The organism is Paraburkholderia sp. (assembly GCF_024281035.1).
GTDB lineage: Bacteria > Pseudomonadota > Gammaproteobacteria > Burkholderiales > Burkholderiaceae > Paraburkholderia.
The window spans coordinates 122,289-141,664 of record NZ_JAMXLH010000052.1 but is presented as its reverse complement, the minus strand read 5'-3'; the positions used below and the strand labels follow the sequence as shown (position 1 = coordinate 141,664).

At 64.0% G+C, this 19,376-nt stretch carries 14 protein-coding genes; 9 read left to right on the top strand and 5 right to left on the bottom strand.

What is annotated here, in order from left to right:
• Nucleotides 1-217 precede the first annotated feature (217 nt).
• Nucleotides 218-1,225: a LysR family transcriptional regulator gene (locus Q0L30_RS18320; protein ID WP_296659363.1), complete on the bottom strand. Its 1,008-nt coding sequence runs from the start codon at nucleotides 1,223-1,225 to the stop codon at nucleotides 218-220.
• A 190-nt stretch (nucleotides 1,226-1,415) separates the two neighbouring features.
• Here Q0L30_RS18320 and Q0L30_RS18315 point away from each other — a divergent pair, with 190 nt between their 5' ends.
• From Q0L30_RS18315 to Q0L30_RS18305, 3 genes are all read left to right on the top strand, one after another.
• Entirely contained in the window at nucleotides 1,416-3,638 is a 2,223-nt protein-coding gene (locus Q0L30_RS18315; protein ID WP_296659360.1) for an FUSC family protein, read from the top strand.
• A gap of 130 nt (nucleotides 3,639-3,768) precedes the next feature.
• Nucleotides 3,769-3,987 (top strand): hypothetical protein, encoded by a 219-nt coding sequence (locus Q0L30_RS18310; protein ID WP_296659357.1) that lies wholly within the window; start codon nucleotides 3,769-3,771, stop codon nucleotides 3,985-3,987.
• 163 nt (nucleotides 3,988-4,150) lie between these two features.
• Nucleotides 4,151-5,677 carry an acetyl-CoA hydrolase/transferase family protein gene (locus tag Q0L30_RS18305; RefSeq protein WP_296659354.1) on the top strand — a complete coding sequence of 509 codons (1,527 nt, stop codon included), beginning with the start codon at nucleotides 4,151-4,153 and terminating at the stop codon, nucleotides 5,675-5,677.
• 112 nt (nucleotides 5,678-5,789) lie between these two features.
• On the opposite strand, the gene Q0L30_RS18300 is transcribed toward Q0L30_RS18305, so the two are convergent.
• Together Q0L30_RS18300 and Q0L30_RS18295 are read right to left on the bottom strand one after the other, a co-directional pair.
• Entirely contained in the window at nucleotides 5,790-6,041 is a 252-nt protein-coding gene (locus tag Q0L30_RS18300; RefSeq protein WP_296659352.1) for a GlsB/YeaQ/YmgE family stress response membrane protein, read from the bottom strand.
• 185 nt (nucleotides 6,042-6,226) lie between these two features.
• On the bottom strand, nucleotides 6,227-6,934 hold the full coding sequence (locus Q0L30_RS18295; RefSeq protein ID WP_296659349.1) for an MgtC/SapB family protein: 708 nt from the start codon (nucleotides 6,932-6,934) through the stop codon (nucleotides 6,227-6,229).
• A 227-nt stretch (nucleotides 6,935-7,161) separates the two neighbouring features.
• Here Q0L30_RS18295 and Q0L30_RS18290 point away from each other — a divergent pair, with 227 nt between their 5' ends.
• The 6 genes from Q0L30_RS18290 (at nucleotide 7,162) to Q0L30_RS18265 (ending at nucleotide 16,796) form a co-directional block, all read left to right on the top strand.
• Nucleotides 7,162-8,196, top strand: coding sequence for a LysR family transcriptional regulator (locus Q0L30_RS18290; protein WP_296659346.1), 1,035 nt, complete (start codon nucleotides 7,162-7,164; stop codon nucleotides 8,194-8,196).
• Nucleotides 8,197-8,482: 286 nt separating this feature from the next.
• The gene (locus Q0L30_RS18285) at nucleotides 8,483-11,674 is read left to right on the top strand and encodes an efflux RND transporter permease subunit (RefSeq protein WP_296659343.1); all 3,192 of its coding nucleotides are present in this window, start codon (nucleotides 8,483-8,485) and stop codon (nucleotides 11,672-11,674) included.
• A 45-nt stretch (nucleotides 11,675-11,719) separates the two neighbouring features.
• Entirely contained in the window at nucleotides 11,720-12,985 is a 1,266-nt protein-coding gene (locus tag Q0L30_RS18280; protein ID WP_296659340.1) for an efflux RND transporter periplasmic adaptor subunit, read from the top strand.
• A gap of 35 nt (nucleotides 12,986-13,020) precedes the next feature.
• Nucleotides 13,021-14,613, top strand: a complete 1,593-nt coding sequence (locus Q0L30_RS18275; RefSeq protein ID WP_296659381.1) for an efflux transporter outer membrane subunit — start codon at nucleotides 13,021-13,023, stop codon at nucleotides 14,611-14,613.
• A gap of 57 nt (nucleotides 14,614-14,670) precedes the next feature.
• Nucleotides 14,671-15,360, top strand: a complete 690-nt coding sequence (locus Q0L30_RS18270; protein ID WP_296659337.1) for a heavy metal response regulator transcription factor — start codon at nucleotides 14,671-14,673, stop codon at nucleotides 15,358-15,360.
• Nucleotides 15,357-16,796, top strand: a complete 1,440-nt coding sequence (locus Q0L30_RS18265; RefSeq protein ID WP_296659336.1) for a heavy metal sensor histidine kinase — start codon at nucleotides 15,357-15,359, stop codon at nucleotides 16,794-16,796. Before Q0L30_RS18270 ends, Q0L30_RS18265 begins: the two co-directional genes overlap by 4 nt.
• Nucleotides 16,797-16,827: 31 nt before the next feature.
• On the opposite strand, the gene Q0L30_RS18260 is transcribed toward Q0L30_RS18265, so the two are convergent.
• Both Q0L30_RS18260 and Q0L30_RS18255 read right to left on the bottom strand, forming a co-directional pair.
• A complete protein-coding gene (locus Q0L30_RS18260) occupies nucleotides 16,828-17,922 on the bottom strand; it encodes an AI-2E family transporter (protein WP_296659334.1) in 1,095 nt (364 codons plus the stop codon).
• Between the two features lie 129 nt (nucleotides 17,923-18,051).
• Nucleotides 18,052-19,209 carry a metallophosphoesterase gene (locus Q0L30_RS18255; protein ID WP_296659332.1) on the bottom strand — a complete coding sequence of 386 codons (1,158 nt, stop codon included), beginning with the start codon at nucleotides 19,207-19,209 and terminating at the stop codon, nucleotides 18,052-18,054.
• Nucleotides 19,210-19,376 lie beyond the last annotated feature (167 nt).

Here is a 19,376-nt window from a genome sequence, read left to right as displayed (position 1 = left end):
TGATAGTGCGGATTGCCCGTGTGAAAGTAGGTAATCGTCAGGCTCCTTATGCTGTATCCGAAACCCCGGTGTCTCCCTGAGCGCCGGGGTTTTGGCGTTTACGCCTGCGCTCTGGAGCAGACGAGGCCGCACGGTAAAAATCAAAACAGCAGCGCACATGAGAAAGCCGTCCCGAAGGACGGCTTTCTCATATTCAAACTTCAGACCACGGCAAAAATCAGTGCGCGGTTTCCTCAACGACCGCCGGTGCGGCATTCAGTATCGACAAATCCCGCGCTGCCCCGGTAAACCGCTCCTGCGTCAATTCTTCGAGCAGCGCCATGTCGCGGGCGATGACCTCCGGCAGATGCGCGCGCAGGAACTCGACCCACGTCTTCGTTTTGGCATCGACGAATTTACGCGACGGATAGAGCGCGTAGACGTTCGTTTTCTGCAACTTATGTTGCGGAAGCACGCGTACGAGTGACCCGTTGCGCAGCCCTTCGATAGCCGCATACACCGGCAAAATGCCGATACCCATGTCTTCCCGAATCGCCACTGCAAGCGATTCCGCGATGTTCACCTGCACCGGGCCGTCGACCTGCATCTCGATGTTTCCATCCGCTCCCTCGAGCGTCCATTCGCGCGCCGGAAATGCCGGAGTTTTCAGAATCAGGCAGTCATGATGTGCGAGATCTGCAGGCGTGCGCGGCGATCCGTGCGTAAGCACATAACCGGGTGACGCGCACAGAATGCTGTAAGTCGTCCCCAGATGATGCGACACCAGATCCGAGTTGGGCAGCGACGAAGCCGCAACAACAGACACGTCACTACTGCCCTCGAACAGATCGGGCATGCGCTGCGATAGCGTGAGTTCGACAGTCACTTCGGGATGCAGCGCGCGATAGCGCGAAATCGCGGGCAGCACGTATTGCTGTCCGATGCTTGCGAAGCTGTGCATGCGCAGCGTGCCGGCAGGCCGCTCGCGTGCGCAACTCGCTTCTTCTTCGGCGCTGTCGACGTCGGAGAGGATATGCAGGCAACGTTCGAGATACCGTTCACCGGCGGGTGTCATCGCGAGCCGACGCGTCGAACGATTGAGCAGACGGGTGCGCAAATGCGCCTCCAGTTCCGACACGGCGCGCGACATGGCGCCAGTCGTGGAGTCGAGCGACTGAGCCGCCGCGGTGAAGCTACCAGCTTCGACGACGCGGACGAATACCCGCATGTTTTGTAGCGTATCCATCAGACCTTCTTGTTTGGAACAGAAACGATATTGTCGCGCCGCGCACGACGCAGCATTGTTGAGTGATCTGGAACGGACGTTCCTCAACTACCGCGTTAATGCGCCCGAATGTCGCGCCTACAATCGGCGCCTCGGTCCCTGCGTTCGCAGGCGACGTCCTTAATGACAGCTCAAGCGAAGTGCAATTCCCATGACCCGCCCGCATGCGATTCATCGCGCGTTCGATACGCGTCGGCGTGGCTACGCGATCTGGCGTGCAGCGAGGCGCGCATTGCGCGACTGGAATTCCATCGAAGGGGCGATATGGCTGCATCTGCTGAAGACGGTCACGGCGGTCCTGCTCGCGATGGGCATTGCGATGTTGCTCGACTTGCCGCAACCGCGCATTGCAATGACCACGGTGTTCGTGTTGATGCAGCCGCTCTCGGGCATGGTGTTCGCGAAGAGCGTGTACCGGATCGTCGGGACTGTCGTCGGAATGATCGCGGCAGTCGTGCTCGGGTCCGTGTTTGTGCAGCAACCGGAGCTTTACATCGCCGGCATGACGCTTTGGGTGGCCGCCTGTACGGCAGCGGCCATGAGGAATCGGCATTTTCGTTGGTACGGTTTTGTGCTCGCAGGCTACACGGCGGCGCTGATCGGCATTCCGCTCGTCATGCAGCCCAACGGGCTTTTTCTTGCCGCACTCGGACGTGGCGCAGAAGTAGCAGTCGGCATCCTTTGTTCAGGGATGGTCAGCGCTGTGATCGTGCCCCAGCAGACCGGTTCGCTGCTTGAGCGAACGTTGCGTGCACGGCATCGCAATTTTACTGCGTTTGCTTCAAGCGTGCTGACAGGCACGTTGGAGCGCAGCGCATTCGAAGGCCGCTTTGCAGGCCTCGTCGACGATGTCGTCGGCTTCGAGGCAACACGTGCGTTCTCGTTTTTCGAAGACCCGGTGATGCGCTCGCGCAGTCAACTGCTCGCGCGGCTCAACAGCGAATTCATGGATGCGTGCGCACGTCTGCACGCGCTGCGCCAGCTGCTCAAGCGCGTGCAGCGCAGCGAAATCGTGACTGCGCCGCTCGTGCCGTATTTCCGTGAGCTTGCAGCGTTGCTCGCACAGAGCCAGCGTCACGGCGAGAGCGATCGCGCCTGGGCGCTGCGCCTCGCCGATACGCTGGAAGCCTGGCAGAGCACGTTGCCGCGCCATGTTCGCGAAGCGCGGCAACCACTCGAAACGGCGTCGCCGGGCGCGTTGCAGGACTTCGATACATCGTCGGAACTGATGTATCGCTTCACGACCGAGATCGTTCGTTACAGCCGCACTTATGCATCGGTCGCGCAGCCCGGGCTCGCGCAGGAGACACGCGCGACGCGCTATGTGCCGCGCACGAGCTGGTATGTCGTGGGCTTCACGTTCTTGCGCACGGCGGTCGTGGTGGCCGCGTGCGGCTGGTTCTGGGTGCAGACCGACTGGCCCAGCGGTGGCATGGCGATGATCGCTGCGGCGCTCACTTGCGCACTCACATCGTCGGCATCGAATGCCACGCGCATGGCCGTGCAGATGGCGGCAGGCGCCGCCTGTGCCGCAATCGTCGGTTATCTCTTCATCTGTTACGTGTACTCCAACGTCGACGGCTTCCCGCTGCTTTGCGCAACGCTCGCACCCGTGCTCGCGCTCGGGGCATTCCTGGCGACGCGCCCTCGCATCGCGGGCTACGGTGTGGGCTTCTCCGTTTTCTTCTGCCTGCTCGCAGGACCGGACAACGTGATCGCGTACACGCCCGATCTGCTGATCAACAACGGCATGGCGATCGTCGCGGCGATGCTGCTCGCGGCGCTCGCTTTCGCGGTGGTGTTCCCGCCGCGGATGAAGTGGCTGATCGCGCGCATGTGTGGCGAACTGCGCGGTCAGGTCGTGATCGCGTGCAGCGGCGAACTGCCTGGACTCGGCGAGCGATTTCAGTCGGGCACGCACGATCTGATGCACCAGCTTCGTCTCGTGTTGAGCGGGCGGCAACGCGAGCATCGGCGCGCGTTGCGCTGGATGCTGGTCACGCTCGAAGTCGGGCACGCGATGGTGGATCTGCGTCGTGAGGCTCACGCGGCGAGCTGGCTGTCCGATCGCGACGCACGTTGGGGACAGTCCCTCGCGCGCGTGCAAACGAATATTGCCCGGCTTTTCGACGATCCAGGTCCGCAGATGGTTGCGCGTGCACTCAAATCGGTTCGTGCGGCGACGTGGGTCGCCCAGGAGGCGCTCGGCGCGGTCGCTCATACACGGGATCGCCGCCACGACGCGCAGCGGCTCCTGAGCCATCTCCATTTCATCCGCAGTGCTTTGCTTGATCGCGACGGGCCGCTCGGCACGCTCGCGCGGCATCGCGCGCGCACGAGAAACGCCGCCGCTAATAACGGGCTAAAAGGCTAATTTAAAGGCTTGTTTTTGATCTTTTCATTTGCAGGAAAGATGCGTTTCTCCCTGGATTCTTAATCAAATCAGCTGTGCGTCATATAGTCACGCAACTGCAACGCAATAGGTTTTAGTCATGGAGGGTAAAATGAATATCCTGAAGTTTGCTGTTGTTGCCTGTTCGCTGTTCGCTTCCGCTGCCTATGCGCAGAATGCGGCACCGGCATCAGGCGTCCCTCAGCAGGTCGCGCAGACCGCAGCCCAACAGGCTGCGGCGGCGCCCGCCCATCACGACGTCGCGAAGCCGGCACAGAAGGATGAATGTGTCGGCCCCGCAGGCTTCTGTATCGCCTATTTCGGTAGTTGATATTGACGACACGCCGTCCGTGAGGGGTGGCGTGCCCGTTATGGTGCCGCGATTTTTCAACCCGGGTCTCGCGGCACTGTGAATTGTTGTGCGCCGCTTCGAGTGCCGTCTGGGCGAGACCAAGAATATTGGCGAACCAAGTAATTGGAGTGGAGACTAGAGGATGTACGAAGACCGTATTCGATGTGCCGCATTGCGCGGGAAAATAACCTCGGCCGCTGAAGCGGCACAGCTTGTACGAAATGGCATGCGTGTTGGCGCGAGCGGTTTCACCCGCGCGGGCGACACGAAGGCTGTGCCGATCGAGCTGGCTCGCCGGGCGCGCGAAGAAAAGGAACCCCTGCGCATTACGCTGATGACGGGCGCATCGCTCGGTCACGACGTCGACCGTATGTTGACCGAAGCCGGCGTGCTCGAACGCCGCCTGCCGTTCCAGGTCGACTCGACGCTGCGTAAGGCCATCAATCGCGGCGAAGTGATGTTCGTCGACCAGCATCTTTCGGAAACGGTCGAGATGCTGCGCGCCAATCTGCTCGGCAAGCTGGACCTCGCAATCATCGAGGCAGCTGCGATCACGGAAGATGGCGGTATTGTTCCCACCACGTCGGTCGGTAATTCGGCAAGCTTCGCAATCCTTGCGGAAAAGGTGATCGTCGAAATCAACCTCGCCCAGCCGCTCGCACTCGAAGGTCTGCACGACGTCTGGATTCCGGGCCGCCGTCCGCATCGCGATCCGCTGCCGATCGTGCGTCCGCAAGACCGCGTCGGCACACCCACGATCAACATTCCGCCCGAAAAGATCGCGGCCATCGTCATCACGGACCAGCCGGACAGCCCGTCGACCGTGCTGCCCGCCGACGATGAGACGGCGCGTATCGCCGGTCACCTCATCGATTTCCTTCAGCACGAAGTGAAGCACGGCCGCATGAACGCGCAACTGCCGCCGCTGCAGGCCGGCATCGGCACGATCGCGAACGCGGTGTTGTCGGGCTTCGTGGATTCGCCGTTCGAAGCGCTCACGATGTATTCGGAAGTGCTGCAGGACTCCACGTTCGACCTCATCGATTCGGGCAAGATGGTGTTCGCATCGGGCGCGTCGATGACGCTCTCCGCGCGGCGCCAGGAACAGGTGCTGGCCGAACTCGACCGCTATCGCGACAAGCTCGTGCTGCGTCCGCAGGAAGTCAGCAACCATCCGGAAGTGATCCGCCGTCTCGGCCTGATCGCGCTGAACACCGCGCTCGAATGCGATATTTTCGGCAACGTGAATTCGACGCACGTTGGCGGCACGCACATGATGAACGGCATCGGCGGCTCGGGCGATTTCGCGCGCAACGCATCGTGCGCGATCTTCGCGACGAAGGCCATCGCCAAGGACGGCCGCATTTCGAGCATCGTGCCGATGGTGCCGCACGTCGACCACAATGAGCACGACGTGGACGTGATCGTGACGGAGCAGGGTCTGGCCGACCTGCGCGGTCTCGCACCGCGCGAGCGCGCGACGCTCATCATCGAGCGCTGCGTGCATCCGCTCTATCGCGACTTGCTGCGCGACTACTACCGCGATGCGCTCAAGCACGGTGGTCAGACGCCGCACGATCTCACGAAGGCATTCGAGATGCATGTGCGCTACAACCAGACCGGTTCGATGCTGCCCGAGAGTTCCGATCTCCTCGTGGCCAACGCATAACGCCGCAAATAACGCGACGTAAGCGACGTAAGCGACGTAAGCGACGTAAGCGAACAAAAAAACGGGCGTGCCGGCAACGGCACGCCCGTTTTGCTTTTGCGCAGCGCGCTTGCTAGGCGCGACGGAATAGCCGGATGACAAAGAGCAGAATCACTGCGCCCACGATGGCGGTGATGATCGAGCTGATGAATCCGCCGCCGAGCGAGATCCCGAGGATCCCTGCAAGCCAGCCGCCGATGAACGCACCGACAATCCCAACAATGATATCGACGATCAATCCAAAGCCGCCGCCCTTGACGAGCACGCCGGCGAGCCAGCCTGCGATTGCGCCGATGATGAGCCAGGCGATGATGCCGTGTTGCATGTTGAGCACCCCCTTTGTTGGCGTGAAAGGTTCACGGTGAGTTCAGCTTAGCCTACGCACGAGGGACAGGCCAGGTGAAGTGGCCGGAATCGATGCGTTTTAAACAGCCAATCCCGTCGTTCGGCGATGTATAACAGGTCGGATGTCTGGAAATCAGATCAGACAAAAGCGCGGAATCGCACGCGTCATTCCGGTGCGACTTCGGTTTCCGCGGCGACCCAGCTGACGCTCGACACGCCTTTTTCCATGCTGAGCCGGCTCGCAATGGCTTCGAGTTTCGCCTGGTATTTCGGATGCAGCCGCAACGTTGCCGTCACGCGCAGCCGCACAGGCTCGCCGGGCAAATCTTCGCTGGTCAGGCTCTGGAAGGACAGCGGCGTCGAATACATCGAATTGGAGAGCACGGTGCGAATATGGATTTCGTCCTCTTCGCGGCACACCACCGTGAGCACGTATTCGCGCACGAGATCGGCAGCCGAGACCGGGGTCGCGTTGATCGCGCGGCTCACCTCGCGCAGTACCGTATTGATGAGCAGTACGATGACCGTGCCCGCGAGCGCCGGGCCGTAGTGACCCGCGCCGCACAATACGCCGATCGCCGCGGCACACCACAGCGTCGCCGCCGTGTTGATCCCCTGGATCGACCCCTTCTCGCGCATGATCACGCCGCCGCCCAGGAAGCCGACCCCCGAAACGACGTAGGCCGCGATCTGCGTAATGCCGGACGTGCCGTTGCCGGTCAGCACGCCGAGCGTCACGAAGAGACACGCGCCGCTCGCCACGAGCGTGACCGTGCGCAGTCCCGCCGTGCGCTGGCGAATCTGGCGTTCCAGGCCGATGGCGACGCCGCAGGCGAACGCCGCGAAAAGGCGTAGGGCGAGTTCGAAAGTCATCTTTCTGTCACGAAAGCGGTGGGCCGGATGCAGCGCGCGTTGCACACCCATGGCAGGCGCTGTGCGCCGCGGCCAGGGGGCGCCGAGGATCATACGCGGTGTGGCCAGGCTCGCCAAGCTGTCGGCACGGTCATTTGGAAGTCAGCATCTGGCCACAGCTTTTCCCGCATACTGAAGTCGGTCCTGTTCTGACGGACAGGATCGGTTTGAACGGAGGGAAGCAACGGATGGATACGCTGCGCAACATGCGCATTTTTGTGAGAGTGGTGGAGTCGGGCAGCTTCACGCGCGCCGCCGCGAGCGAAACCATGACGACTGCGCAGGTGTCGCGCGCGGTCACAGACCTGGAGTCGCGTTTGCGCACGCGGCTTCTGAACCGGACCACGCGGCGCATGTCGCTGACCGAAGCGGGTGAGCGCTATCTGCACAACTGCAAACGCATACTTGCCGATGTCGAACAAGCCGAGGCCGAAGCCACGGCTGCGCATGCGAATCCTGCGGGCAAACTGCGCGTCTACGGCGGCACGAGTTTCGGGCAGCACTATGTGATGCCGCTGATCGCGCGTTACCAGCAGCATTTGCCGGAAGTCGCGGTCGACCTGACGATCTCGCAGGAGATGCCCGATATCATCGAGGAAGGCTTCGACGTTGCGGTGGTGGTGGCCGCCGAACTCGAGGATTCCGCGCTGATCTCGCAGCAGCTCGGCAGCACCGCTGCCATCCTGTGCGCTTCGCCCGACTACCTGCGCACGCGCGGCGTGCCGCAGTCGTTCGACGATCTCAACGCTCACACCTGCCTGCATCTCACCGATGCGAGCCTGCCGGCCGGTCAATGGGTCTCGGAAGGTCCCCAGGGCGAAAGATTTCGCCATACCGGCGTGACGCCTTTCCAGGTCAACAATCCCGAGGCGCTCGCACTCGCGATCCGCGAGGGCATGGGAATCGGGCCGTTGCCGGTGCCGGTCGCGCTGCCCGGCCTCGCCAACGGCACGCTTGTGCGTGTGTTGCCGACGCATCGTTTGCAGAAGCTGAATATCTACGCGCTCTATGCGTCGCGGCGTTATCTGGATGCCAAGATCCGCACGTTCGTGGAGTTCCTGCGCGCGAAGGTGCCGGCCGTGCTCGCAGAGCAAGAGGCGGCGCTGAGCGCGTGCGACGATGCGGGCGCTCAAGCAGGCGCTCAAGCAACCGCTCAACGCCGGGACCAGCCTTCACGCGCGCGCGACGCGCGGGAAACGGAGCGGCTGCGACTCGTCAACTGAGCCGGGCCGTTGCGATTGCAACGGTATCCCGCGCGCGGCACACGCGGAAAATCGCCTGCATGGGCTGATTTTCATTCGCTGCGGCATTGCGGTGATTTGCCCGCGTATCAAGCCCATTTCAGCGCTTATCGGCGCATATCGGCAGGAACACTCCCAGCCTGTCAATTTCGCCATATTGCCGCCAGCAAAGCGCCACCGCTTTTGCCTATCATGCGGCACCGCCCGGAATGCATCCTGGATCACCGCTCCTTACGAGGAGTCCATCAAGCCCGCCTGAAGCAGTCACATGTGGATTGTCAATCTCGCACTGAAGCGGCCATACGCGTTCATCGTGATGGCCATCATGATCGTGCTGGCCACGCCGTTCGCCCTGATGTCGATGGCGACCGACGTGCTGCCGAATATCAATATCCCGGTCATCAGCATCATCTGGTCGTATACCGGCATGTCCGCGAAGGACATGGCGAACCGCGTCACCTCGGTCAACGAGCGCGGCCTCACGACCACCGTCAGTAACATCGGGCACATCGAATCGCAGTCGCTGCCCGGCATCGCCGTCATCAAGCTGTTCCTGCAGCCCGGCGCGAATCTCCAGACCGCGCTCGCACAAACGGTCGCCTCCGAACAGACGCAGGTCAAGCAGATGCCGCCGGGCGCGACGCCGCCGCTCGTCATCAGCTACTCGGCGTCGAGCATTCCCGTGATTCAGCTCGGCCTGTCCAGCAAGACCATGAGCGAGCAGGCGCTGGCGGACATCGCGATGAACTTCCTGCGTCCGCAACTGATCACGATTCCGGGCGCACAGGTGCCGTATCCGTACGGCGGCAAGACGCGCGTGATTTCGGTCGACATCGATACGCGCGCTTTGATTGCGAAGGGCCTCACGCCGGCCGATATCGTCAATGCGGTCAATACGCAAAACCTGATCCTGCCGACCGGCACCGCGAAGATGGGGGTGAGCGAATATCGCGTCGATACCAACGCGTCGCCGGAAACGATCGCGGACCTGAATCACATTCCGGTGCAGACGGTGAACGGCGCGACGACGTATCTCGGCGATGTTGCGCACGTGCGCGACGGCTTCACGCCGCAGACCAACGTCGTGCGTCAGGACGGCACGCGCGGCGTGCTGATCTCGATCCTCAAGAGCGGCGATGCGTCCACGCTGCAAGTGGTGAACAACCTGAAGGCGCTGCTGCCGAAGGTGCGCGATACGCTGCCCGCCGATCTCGTCGTCAAGCCGCTCTTCGACCAGTCGATCTTCGTGGCCGCCGCGGTGCAGGGCGTCGTGCGCGAGGCACTGATCGCCGCGGTGCTTACCGCCGCGATGATCCTGCTGTTCCTCGGCAACTGGCGCAGCACGCTCATCATCGCGGTGTCGATTCCGCTGTCGATTCTCTCATCGCTGCTCGCGCTCTACGCGCTCGGCGAGACGATCAACATCATGACGCTCGGCGGGCTCGCGCTCGCGGTCGGCATTCTCGTTGACGACGCAACCGTGACGATCGAGAACATCGAACGCCACTTCCATCTGGGCGCGGGTCTGCACGAAGGCATTCTCGAAGGCGCGGGTGAAATCGCGGTGCCCGCACTCGTTTCGACGATGTGCATCTGCATCGTGTTCGTGCCGATGTTCTTCCTCACGGGCGTTGCACGCTTCCTGTTCGTGCCGCTCGCGGAAGCGGTGGTGTTCGCGATGATCGCGTCGTACATCCTCTCGCGCACGCTCGTGCCGACGCTCGCGATGCTGCTCTTCACGCATGGCGGCCAGGATAGCGGGCATGCGCAGCAGGGCGCGCCGCGCTCGGTGTTCGCGCACATCCATCACCGGTTCAATCAAGGGTTCGAGCGCGTGCGCGCGAACTACATCGCGCTGCTGAGCTTGCTGCTCGCGCGGCGCCGCGTGTTCGGCAGCGCGTTCCTCGGCTTCTGCCTGCTCTCGCTCGTGCTGGTGTTTTTCATCGGCCGCGACTTCTTCCCGTCCGTCGACGCGGGCAACATTCGTCTGCATATGCGCGCGCCGACCGGTTATCGCATCGAAGAAACCGCGCGTCTCGCGGACGAAGTCGAGCGGACCATCCGCGAGGTCGTGCCGCCGGATCAACTGGAAACGATCGTCGACAATCTCGGCTTGCCGTATAGCGGCATCAACCTTTCGTACAGCAACGCGGGGACGATGGGCACGCTCGACGGCGAAATCCAGATCGCGCTGAAGGCCGATCACAAACCGTCGAGCGTCTACGTCGACAAGCTGCGTGCGTTGCTGCCGCAACGTTTTCCGGGCGTCGAGTTCTTCTTTCAACCCGCGGACATCGTCACGCAGATCCTGAACTTCGGGCAGCCTGCCGCCATCGACGTGCAGGTGGTGGGCGCCGATCTCGGCCAGGACATGGCGCTCGCGAGCCGCTTGCTCAAAGCGGTGCGCCAGATGCCGGGCGCCGTCGACGCGCACATCGAACAGCGCAACGACGAACCGGCGCTGAGGCTCGCGATGGACCGCTCGCGCATGCAGCAACTGAATCTGAGCCCGCAAAACGTGGCGCAGAACGTGCTGATTTCGCTGTCCGGCAGTTCGCAGACCTCGCCCGCGTTCTGGGTGAATCCGAAGAACGGCGTCGAGTATCCGCTCGCCGTGCAGACGCCGCAGTATCGCGAAGCCTCCGTGAACGAGGTGATGGGCACGCCGGTCGCGGCGCGTCCCAATGCGCCGCTGCAGCTCGTGAGCAACCTCGTGCGGCTGCAGCCGCACACGGGCCCGGCAATCGTCACGCACTACAACATCCGTCCCGTGATCGATCTGCTCGTGAGCGTGGAGGGCAGCGACCTCGGCACGGTCGGCTCGCGCATCGACGGCCTCATCAAGACAGCCCAGGCGAGCGCGCCGCGCGGCACGACCATCGCGATGCGCGGCCAGATCGACACGATGCGTTCGTCGTACGTCGGTCTCGGCGTGGGTATCGCGATGGCTGTCGTGCTCGTCTATCTGCTGATCGTCGTGAATTTCCAGTCGTGGGCCGATCCGCTCATCATCATCAGCGCGCTGCCCGCAGCGCTCGCAGGCATCGCGTGGATGCTGTTCATCACGGGCACGCACCTGAGCGTGCCTGCACTGACCGGCGCGATCATGACTGTTGGCGTTGCGACGGCGAACAGTATTCTTGTCGTGTCGTTCGCGCGGCAGCGGCTGATGGCCGGCGTCACGCCGCTCGCCGCAGCGCTCGAAGCGGGCGCGACGCGCATCCGCCCCGTGCTCATGACCGCTTTCGCCATGATGATCGGCATGCTGCCGATGGCGCTCGGTCTCGGCGAGGGCGCCGAACAGAACGCGCCGCTTGGCCGCGCGGTGATCGGCGGTCTGCTGTTCGCCACGGTTTCCACTCTGCTGTTCGTCCCGATGATGTTCGCGACCGTGCACGGCCGTCTCGCGCGCCGAGCCGCGGCGAAGCGCGAACGTGAGTCACATCATGGCCGCCAATGAAGCGGGACATCACGCAATCCGGTTACGTAAATTCTGGTCGATGAAATGAACGAACCTCATCCTCACTCATCCCTCGATATCGCCGTCGGTGCAGGTCAGCACGGCATGGATCTGCCCGCGCGCCATCAGGCAGGCAAGCGTGCGAAGCTCGCGGTGATCGTCATCGCGCTGCTGCTGGCGGCGGGTGCGACCCGCACGATCGTCGCGAACCTGCAAAACGAGCATCATCTCGCCGAAGTCACGAAGCGCAACGCGACGCAATACGTGAGCATCGTGCATCCGGTCGCCGCCGGCGCGGACGGACGCATCGTGCTGCCAGGCACTTTGCGCGGCTTTGTCGAGGCGCCGATTTATTCGCGCGCGAACGGTTATGTGCTGCACTGGTACGCCGATATCGGCGCACATGTGCAGCAAGGCCAGTTGCTCGCGCAGATCGATACGCCAGAGATCGATCAGGAACTCGCACAGGCGCAGGCCCAGCGCGATCAGGCCGCTTCGACGCTTTCGCTCGCCAAGACCTCATTCGACCGCGCGGAGCAGTTGCGGCAGCGCGATGCGGTCTCGCAGCAGGAACTCGACGATCGCCATGGCGCGTACAGCCAGGATGTGGCGAATCTCGCGGCCGCCGACGCCAACGTGCGCAAGCTCGTGCAAATGAAGGGCTTTCAGCGGATCGTCGCGCCGATCGCGGGCGTCATCACGCAGCGCAACGTCGATATCGGCGATCTCGTGAATGCGGGCAACGGCGGTGCGGGCCACGCGCTCTTTTCCATTGCGCAGACGGATACGCTGCGGCTGTACGTCGACGTGCCGCAGACCTACGCGCAGGACGTTGCCGTGGGACAGGAGGTGAGCGTCACGCAGCAGGAGATGCCGGGCGTGACGTTCAAGGGCAAGGTGACGCGCACGTCGCAGGCAATCGATGTCGCGACGCGCACGCTGCAGGCCGAAATCACGCTGCCGAATCCCGACGGCAAGCTGCTGCCGGGCGCCTATGTGCAGGCGACGCTGCAGACCGATTCGAAGGGCCTGCTGACCGTGCCGGGCAATACGCTCCTGTTTCGCGCGGAAGGGCCGCACCTCGCCGTTGTGGGCGCGGACGGAAAGGTGCAGCTCAAGCCCGTCGAGATCGCGCAGGATCTCGGTCAGTCGCTCGTGATCGGGCATGGGCTCGATGCGAACGATCGCGTCGTGCTGAATCCGAGCGACTCGATTGCGGACGGCGACAGCGTTACTGTCGTTGCGCCAGACGGGAAAGTTGCAGGCGGCGCAGGCGGTGCCGCCGCGTCGGCGAAGCGGAGCGCGACGTGAAGGCTCAGCACAACGCAAAGGCGGCAAAGGCGCGCTTGAGCGGACGCGCGTGCAAGTGCCTTGCGGTCCTCGGTGCGACGTGTCTCGCGGCCTGCACGGTGGGTCCCGACTATCGCGCGCCGCAGACGAAGAGTCCCGCCGCGTGGCGCGTCGATCCTGCCGATTCGTACTGGCACGCTGCTCAGCCGTCGCATGCGCCGCTCGATCCGCAGTGGTGGCGCGCGTTCGACAACGCGGAACTGAATGAACTCGAGCAGCAGGCGCTCGCCGAAAACCAGACGCTGCGCGTCGCCGCCGCGCACTATGCGCAGTCGCGTGCGACGCTGGCTTCGGTGTCGTCGCAACAGGCGCCGCAAGTCACGCTCGATGCAGGCGCGGCGCGTGCGCGCGTCTCCGCGAACCGGCCGCAAATGAGCTATGCGACGGCGAATACGTCGACGGTGCAGAACGATCTGAACATCGGCCCGTCCATCAGCTACGAGCTGGATCTGTTCGGCCGCATCCGCCGCACGGTGGAGTCGGCGACGGCATCGACACAGCAGGCCGGCGACGATCTCGCGAATGCGCGCCTCGTCCTCACCGCCGAACTCGCCACCGACTACTTCGCGCTGCGCGAACTCGACGACGAAATCGATGTCGTGAACCGCTCCGTGGCGTTGCAGCAGAAGGCGCTCGATTTCGTCGACGCGCAACACGATCTCGGTGCGGTGTCGGGGCTCGAAGTGCTGCAGCAGAAGGCGCAACTGGCTTCCGCGCGAACCCAGGTGCAGTTGCTGACGAACCAGCGCCAGCAGGACGAACACGCCATCGCAGTGCTGGTCGGCAAGCCCGCGCCCGAATTCTCGCTCGTGCAGAAGGTGACGCCGCTGCCCGTCCCGGCGCTGCCCGCGGGGTTGCCGAGCGAATTGCTGCAGCGGCGTCCCGACGTCGCCTCGGCCGAGCGCGCCATGGCCGCGGCCAACGCGCAGATCGGCGTGGCGCGTTCCGCGTACTTCCCGGACCTCACGCTCACGCCCAGTATCGGCTGGGAGTCGACGCGCTTTGCCACGCTCTTCAGCGTGCCAGGCCTCATGTGGTCGCTCGGATCGAGCGCGAGCGAAGTGCTGTTCGACGGCGGCAAGCGCGCGGCGGGCGTCGATTATGCAAAGGCGGGCTACGAATCGTCGCGGGCCTCCTACCGGCAGACCGTATTGACCGCGTTCCAGGAGGTGCAAAATGCGGTAACAGGCCTCTCGGTGCTCGACCGCGCGTCGGGTGAAGGGCAGTCTGCCGTGGACGACGCGCGCCAGTCGTTCGAACTCGCGAACGCGCGCTATCAGGGCGGTCTCGTTGCGTTCATCGACGTGCTGAACGCCGAGCAGCAACTACTTGCAAGCGAGCGTGAGGAAGTGCAGATTCATGGTCAGCAGGTGGCCACGGTGGTGTATCTGGCAAAAGCATTGGGCGGCGGATGGAGCGCCGGGGACCGCGATCTGGCGTGCAGCGCGGGTACCTGCCGCGAGACGCCGAGGGCCGGGGCGCGCGATGTACACGATGTACACGACGCACGCGCCCAGGCAGGGACGGATAACACAGCGGGCGGCGTCACACGAGACGCCGCGCAGGCGTTGGCGGCCGGGAAGAGCTAGTCGCGCACACGCGCGCACGCGCGGGCCTGATCGGCCCCGCGAAGAGGAGGAGCGGGCATGAAGGTATTGGTGATCGAAGACGAGCGCAAGGTCGTGGACTACTTGCGTAGCGGGCTGAGCGAGCAGGGATGGATCGTCGACGTTGCGATGGATGGCGAGGAAGGCGCGTGGATGGCCATCGAATACGACTTCGATGTGATCGTGCTCGATGTGATGCTGCCGAAGCTCGACGGCTTCGGCGTGCTGCGCGCATTGCGCGCGAAGAAAGACACGCCGGTGATCATGCTGACGGCACGCGATCGCGTCGATGACCGCGTGCTCGGTCTGCGTGACGGCGCCGACGACTATCTGACGAAGCCGTTCTCGTTCCTCGAACTCGTGGAGCGGCTGCGCGCGCTCACGCGCCGTGCACGCGCGCAGGAATCGACCTTGATCTCGGTGGGCGACTTGCAGGTGGATCTGATCAGCCGGCGCGCGACGCGCGACGGCGTGCGGCTCGATCTCACGGCGAAGGAATTTCAATTGCTCTCAGTGCTCGCGCGGCGGCGCGGCGAAATTCTTTCGAAGACGCTTATTACCGAACTCGTCTGGGACGTGAACTTCGAAAGCAACGCCAACGTCGTCGAAACCGCGATCAAACGGTTGCGCGCGAAACTGGACGGCCCATACGCGGCGAAGCTCCTGCACACCATTCGCGGGATGGGGTACGTGCTCGAAGTGCGAGAGGACGGAGGCCAGACATCATGAAACGCTCGATCTCGCTGCGGCTTTCGGCGATGTTCGCAGCGGTATCGCTCGTCGTGTTCACGCTCACGGGGACAGGCCTGTTTCTTCTGATGAGAACACAGCTTTTCAACGAGGCACGCGAGACGCTCGACACGCGCGCGCGCATTGCGCGCCTGATCGTGGAGCACGCGCCCGACGTGAAGAAATGGGCGTTCGTGCAGGAGAAGCTGAACGATCTGTCTCCGGCCGACAGCCGCATGCATTACTACGTCGAAGGACCCGATCCGCGCTTTCGTTTCGGCAAGCCGATCGACGGCGAGGTGATGGACACCATGGGCTCGGATCACCAGCTCGTGCGACCGCCCGGCAGCGATTACGACGTGCTCATGACGAGCTTCATAGTGCCCGCTAGCGGCGACCGGCCCATGGTGAAACTCGTGGTCGCAAGCGACAGCGAACGCACGGAGCTGATGCTCAGGCGCTTCGGCATTGTGCTCGGCGCGTTGATTGCGGCGTCCACGATTGCGGTCGCGCTGCTCAGCCGTGCGGCCACGCGCTTCGGCCTCGAACCGCTCACGCGGCTCTCGCGCGAGGCGGCGCAATTGAGTCCGTCGAATCGGCGTCAACGTCTGCATGCCGACGCATTGCCGGAGGAGCTGCACGAACTGGCGACTTCGTTCAACGGCGCGCTGGAGCGGCTCGACAAGGCCTATGGGCGACTCGAATCGTTCAATGCCGACGTCGCGCACGAACTGCGCACGCCGGTCAGCATTCTGATCGGACAAACCCAGGTGGCGCTCACGCGCGATCGCTCGGTGCTGCAATTGCGTCAGACGCTGCAATCGAATCTGGAAGAGTTCGAACGGTTGCGCGTGATCGTCAACGACATGCTGTTCCTGTCGCGCAGCGATCGCGGCGAGCGTGCGACGGACCTCTCCGAAGTCTCGCTGCGGGCCGAAGTGGAGCGCATGCTGGAGTTTCTGGAGATGCCGCTCGAAGAGGCGCAGATGCGTGTCGAGGTGCACGGCAACGCCACTGCCTGGGTGAACACCTCGTTGATCGGGCGCGCGGTGAGCAACCTTCTCGTCAATGCGATCCAGCATTCGGCGCCGGGCGTGACGCTGCAGGCGTCCATCGCGCCGCTGGACGGCCATGTGGAGATTGCGGTGTCGAACCCGGGCGAGCCGCTCGATCCGGTGGTGCGCGAGCATATCTTCGACCGCTTTTACCGCATCCAGGAGGCGCGCTCGAACAGTCACGAGAATCACGGGCTCGGCTTGTCCATCGTGAAGGCGGTGGCCGAAATGCACGCCGGCACGGTGTTCGTGCGCAGCGCAAACGGCGTCAACACGTTTGGCTTTTCGCTGGCCGTCGACTGCGCGCGCGAGAGCGCCGCGCGTGCGCAGGATTCGCAGCGCCAGGGGCGCGCGGGGCTGCAGATGCACGTCTCGCCGTAACGCGTGCAGTCTGCTGCTGTGAGCCGACGATTCAGCGGGGCGGGTCGTCGGCAGTGGCGGGGCTGTCGTGGCTGCGGTGGCTTCGCTGGTCCCGCCGCAGCAGATCCCAGCAGCTGATAAAAAGCGCGGCAATGAGCGGCCCGATCACGAAGCCGTTGATGCCGATGAGCGACATGCCGCCGAGCGTCGAGATCAGCACGACCCAGTCGGGCAGGCGCGTGTCCTTGCCCACCAGAACGGGGCGCAGCACGTTGTCGATGGTGCCGATCACGAACATGCCGAAGATCGCGAGCCCGATCCCTTTAGCGAGTGCGCCGCTGGAAATGAGGTAGATCGCGACAGGTCCCCAGACGAGCGCGGCGCCCACGGCGGGCAGCAGCGAGAGCAGCATCATCACGAAGCCCCAGAGCAGGGCGCCCTGAATCCCCACCACCCACAACGCGATGCCGCCCAGCGCGCCCTGAACGAACGCCACCGCGAAGTTGCCTTTCACCGTTGCGCGGATCACCGTGGTGAGCTTGCAGATCAGATGCCGCTTGTGCCCTTCGTCGAGCGGGATGGCGTCGCGCACGAGCTTCGAAATATCGCGCCCGTCGCGTACGAGAAAAAAGAACAGATAGACCATCACGCCAAAGCTCACGACGACCTGCACGGTGATCTGGCCGACGCTCAGCGCACGCGTGGCGACGAACTGGCTGATTTTCGCGGCGCCTGCCGAAAGATGTTGCTGCAGGCCGCGCAGTTCCATCATGTCGTACTGCGCGAGCAGATTCTGCGCCGACTGCGGCAGTGCCTCTACGACATGGTTGAAGAACACGCCGATGTCGAGGCTGCCCGACCTCACCTGGCCATAGGCGTAAGTGATCTGCTGGACCAGCGTGGCCGCGACGAGCATGAGCGGCAGGATCACGATCAGGACGCAGATCGCGAGGCTGATGAGCGCGGCGAGGTTGCGGTGGCGCAGCCGCGCCACGAGCCAGCGCTGCACGGGCTGGAAGATCAGGGCGAGGATGGCGCCCCACAGCACGGCGCTGAAGAACGGCGCGAGAACGAAGCAGAGCGCGATGGAAACCGCGAGCAGCAGCAAGTAGAACGATGTCTGGTGCAGATTCCTGTTGCCGTCCATGGGCGGTGGGTTCCTGTGGGGGCGGACGAAGAAGAAAGGGATGACGCTGCCGCTCATGATACCGGCGACTCTCTCCCGGGCCGCCGGGCATGTGCAACCCGTGCGCGCCCCGCGCGCCCGTGAGGTTATTCAGTGCGCGCCGACAAGGCGCACCTGGGTGATCTCCGAAGGCGCGCCAAGCCGCTTGGGCGGCCCCCAGTAGCCCGTACCGCGGCTCGTATAGACCCACAGGCTGCCGAGCTTCGAGAGCCCCGCCGTGAACGGCTGCTGGAGCCGCACGAGGAAATTCCACGGAAAGATCTGGCCGCCGTGGGTGTGGCCGGAGAGTTGCAGCGTAAAGCCTGCATCGGCGGCGGCGTGAGCCGAGCGCGGCTGGTGCGCGAGCAGCACGCGCGTATCGACATCCGCGGGGGCGCCCGCCAGTGCGCCTGCCGGGTCGCTGCGCTGCGCGGGATCGAAATGGTCGGCGGTGTAGTCCGTCACACCCGCGAGCACGAGGCGTGCGCCGCGATGCTCGATCACGACGTGCTGGTTCATCAGCACCGTGAGGCCGATGCGGCGGAATTCGGCAATCCATGCATCGGCGCCGGAGTAATACTCGTGATTGCCCGTGACCACATAGACGCCGTGATGCGCGGCCAGCCTGCCGAGCGGCGCCGTGTCACTTGCGAGCCGCGCGACGCTGCCGTCCACCACGTCGCCCGTGATCGCGACGATATCCGGTTCGAGCTGGTTCACGGCGCGCACGATCGCTTCGACGTAATCGTGCTTGATGGTCGATCCGACGTGAATGTCGCTGAGCTGGACGATCGTGAGGCCGTCGAGCGCGGCGGGCAGGCCGCGGATCGGCACGTCGACGGCGCGCACGGGCGCGCGCCGCCGTGCGTTGAAGAACCCGAACGCGCTCGACAGCAGCGCGAGCCCGATCACCGCGGCCGAACTGCCGGTGCGCCAGTGGGTGAGATTCGCGAGATGAGGCCACAGCGCGTCGAATGTCATCAGCGAGGCCAGTACGACGTCGCGCGCGATGGTGAGCATGAGGAGCGATGAGAAGAATCCCATGGCAAGCATGCCCGCCCATGCGAGGCGGTCGCCGAGCCACTGGTGCTTGATCGCGCGCGAGAGCATGCCTGGCGGGATCAGGACACACGACAGCACGAGCGACAGCGCCGCGAGCCACTTGCCCGCTGCGGGCACAGGCAGATCGGGAATCAGCCGCAGCCCGACGTAGACGTGCAGCAATACGCCAATGATGATGAAGCGGACGAGGAAGCGGAGTCGTGGCATGGCAGGCCAAAGGAGGCAAAGGCGGAGGCAAGGGCGGGCGCGGGGGCAGGCGCCGCGAAATGCCCGGCGTGCGGGCTGCGATGCATTTTACCGATAAGCGCCGACGCCTGCCGGAGCACGGCGCGAGACAAACGGCGGGCTGGCGAAGCGGGTAGGGCGGCGGCTTG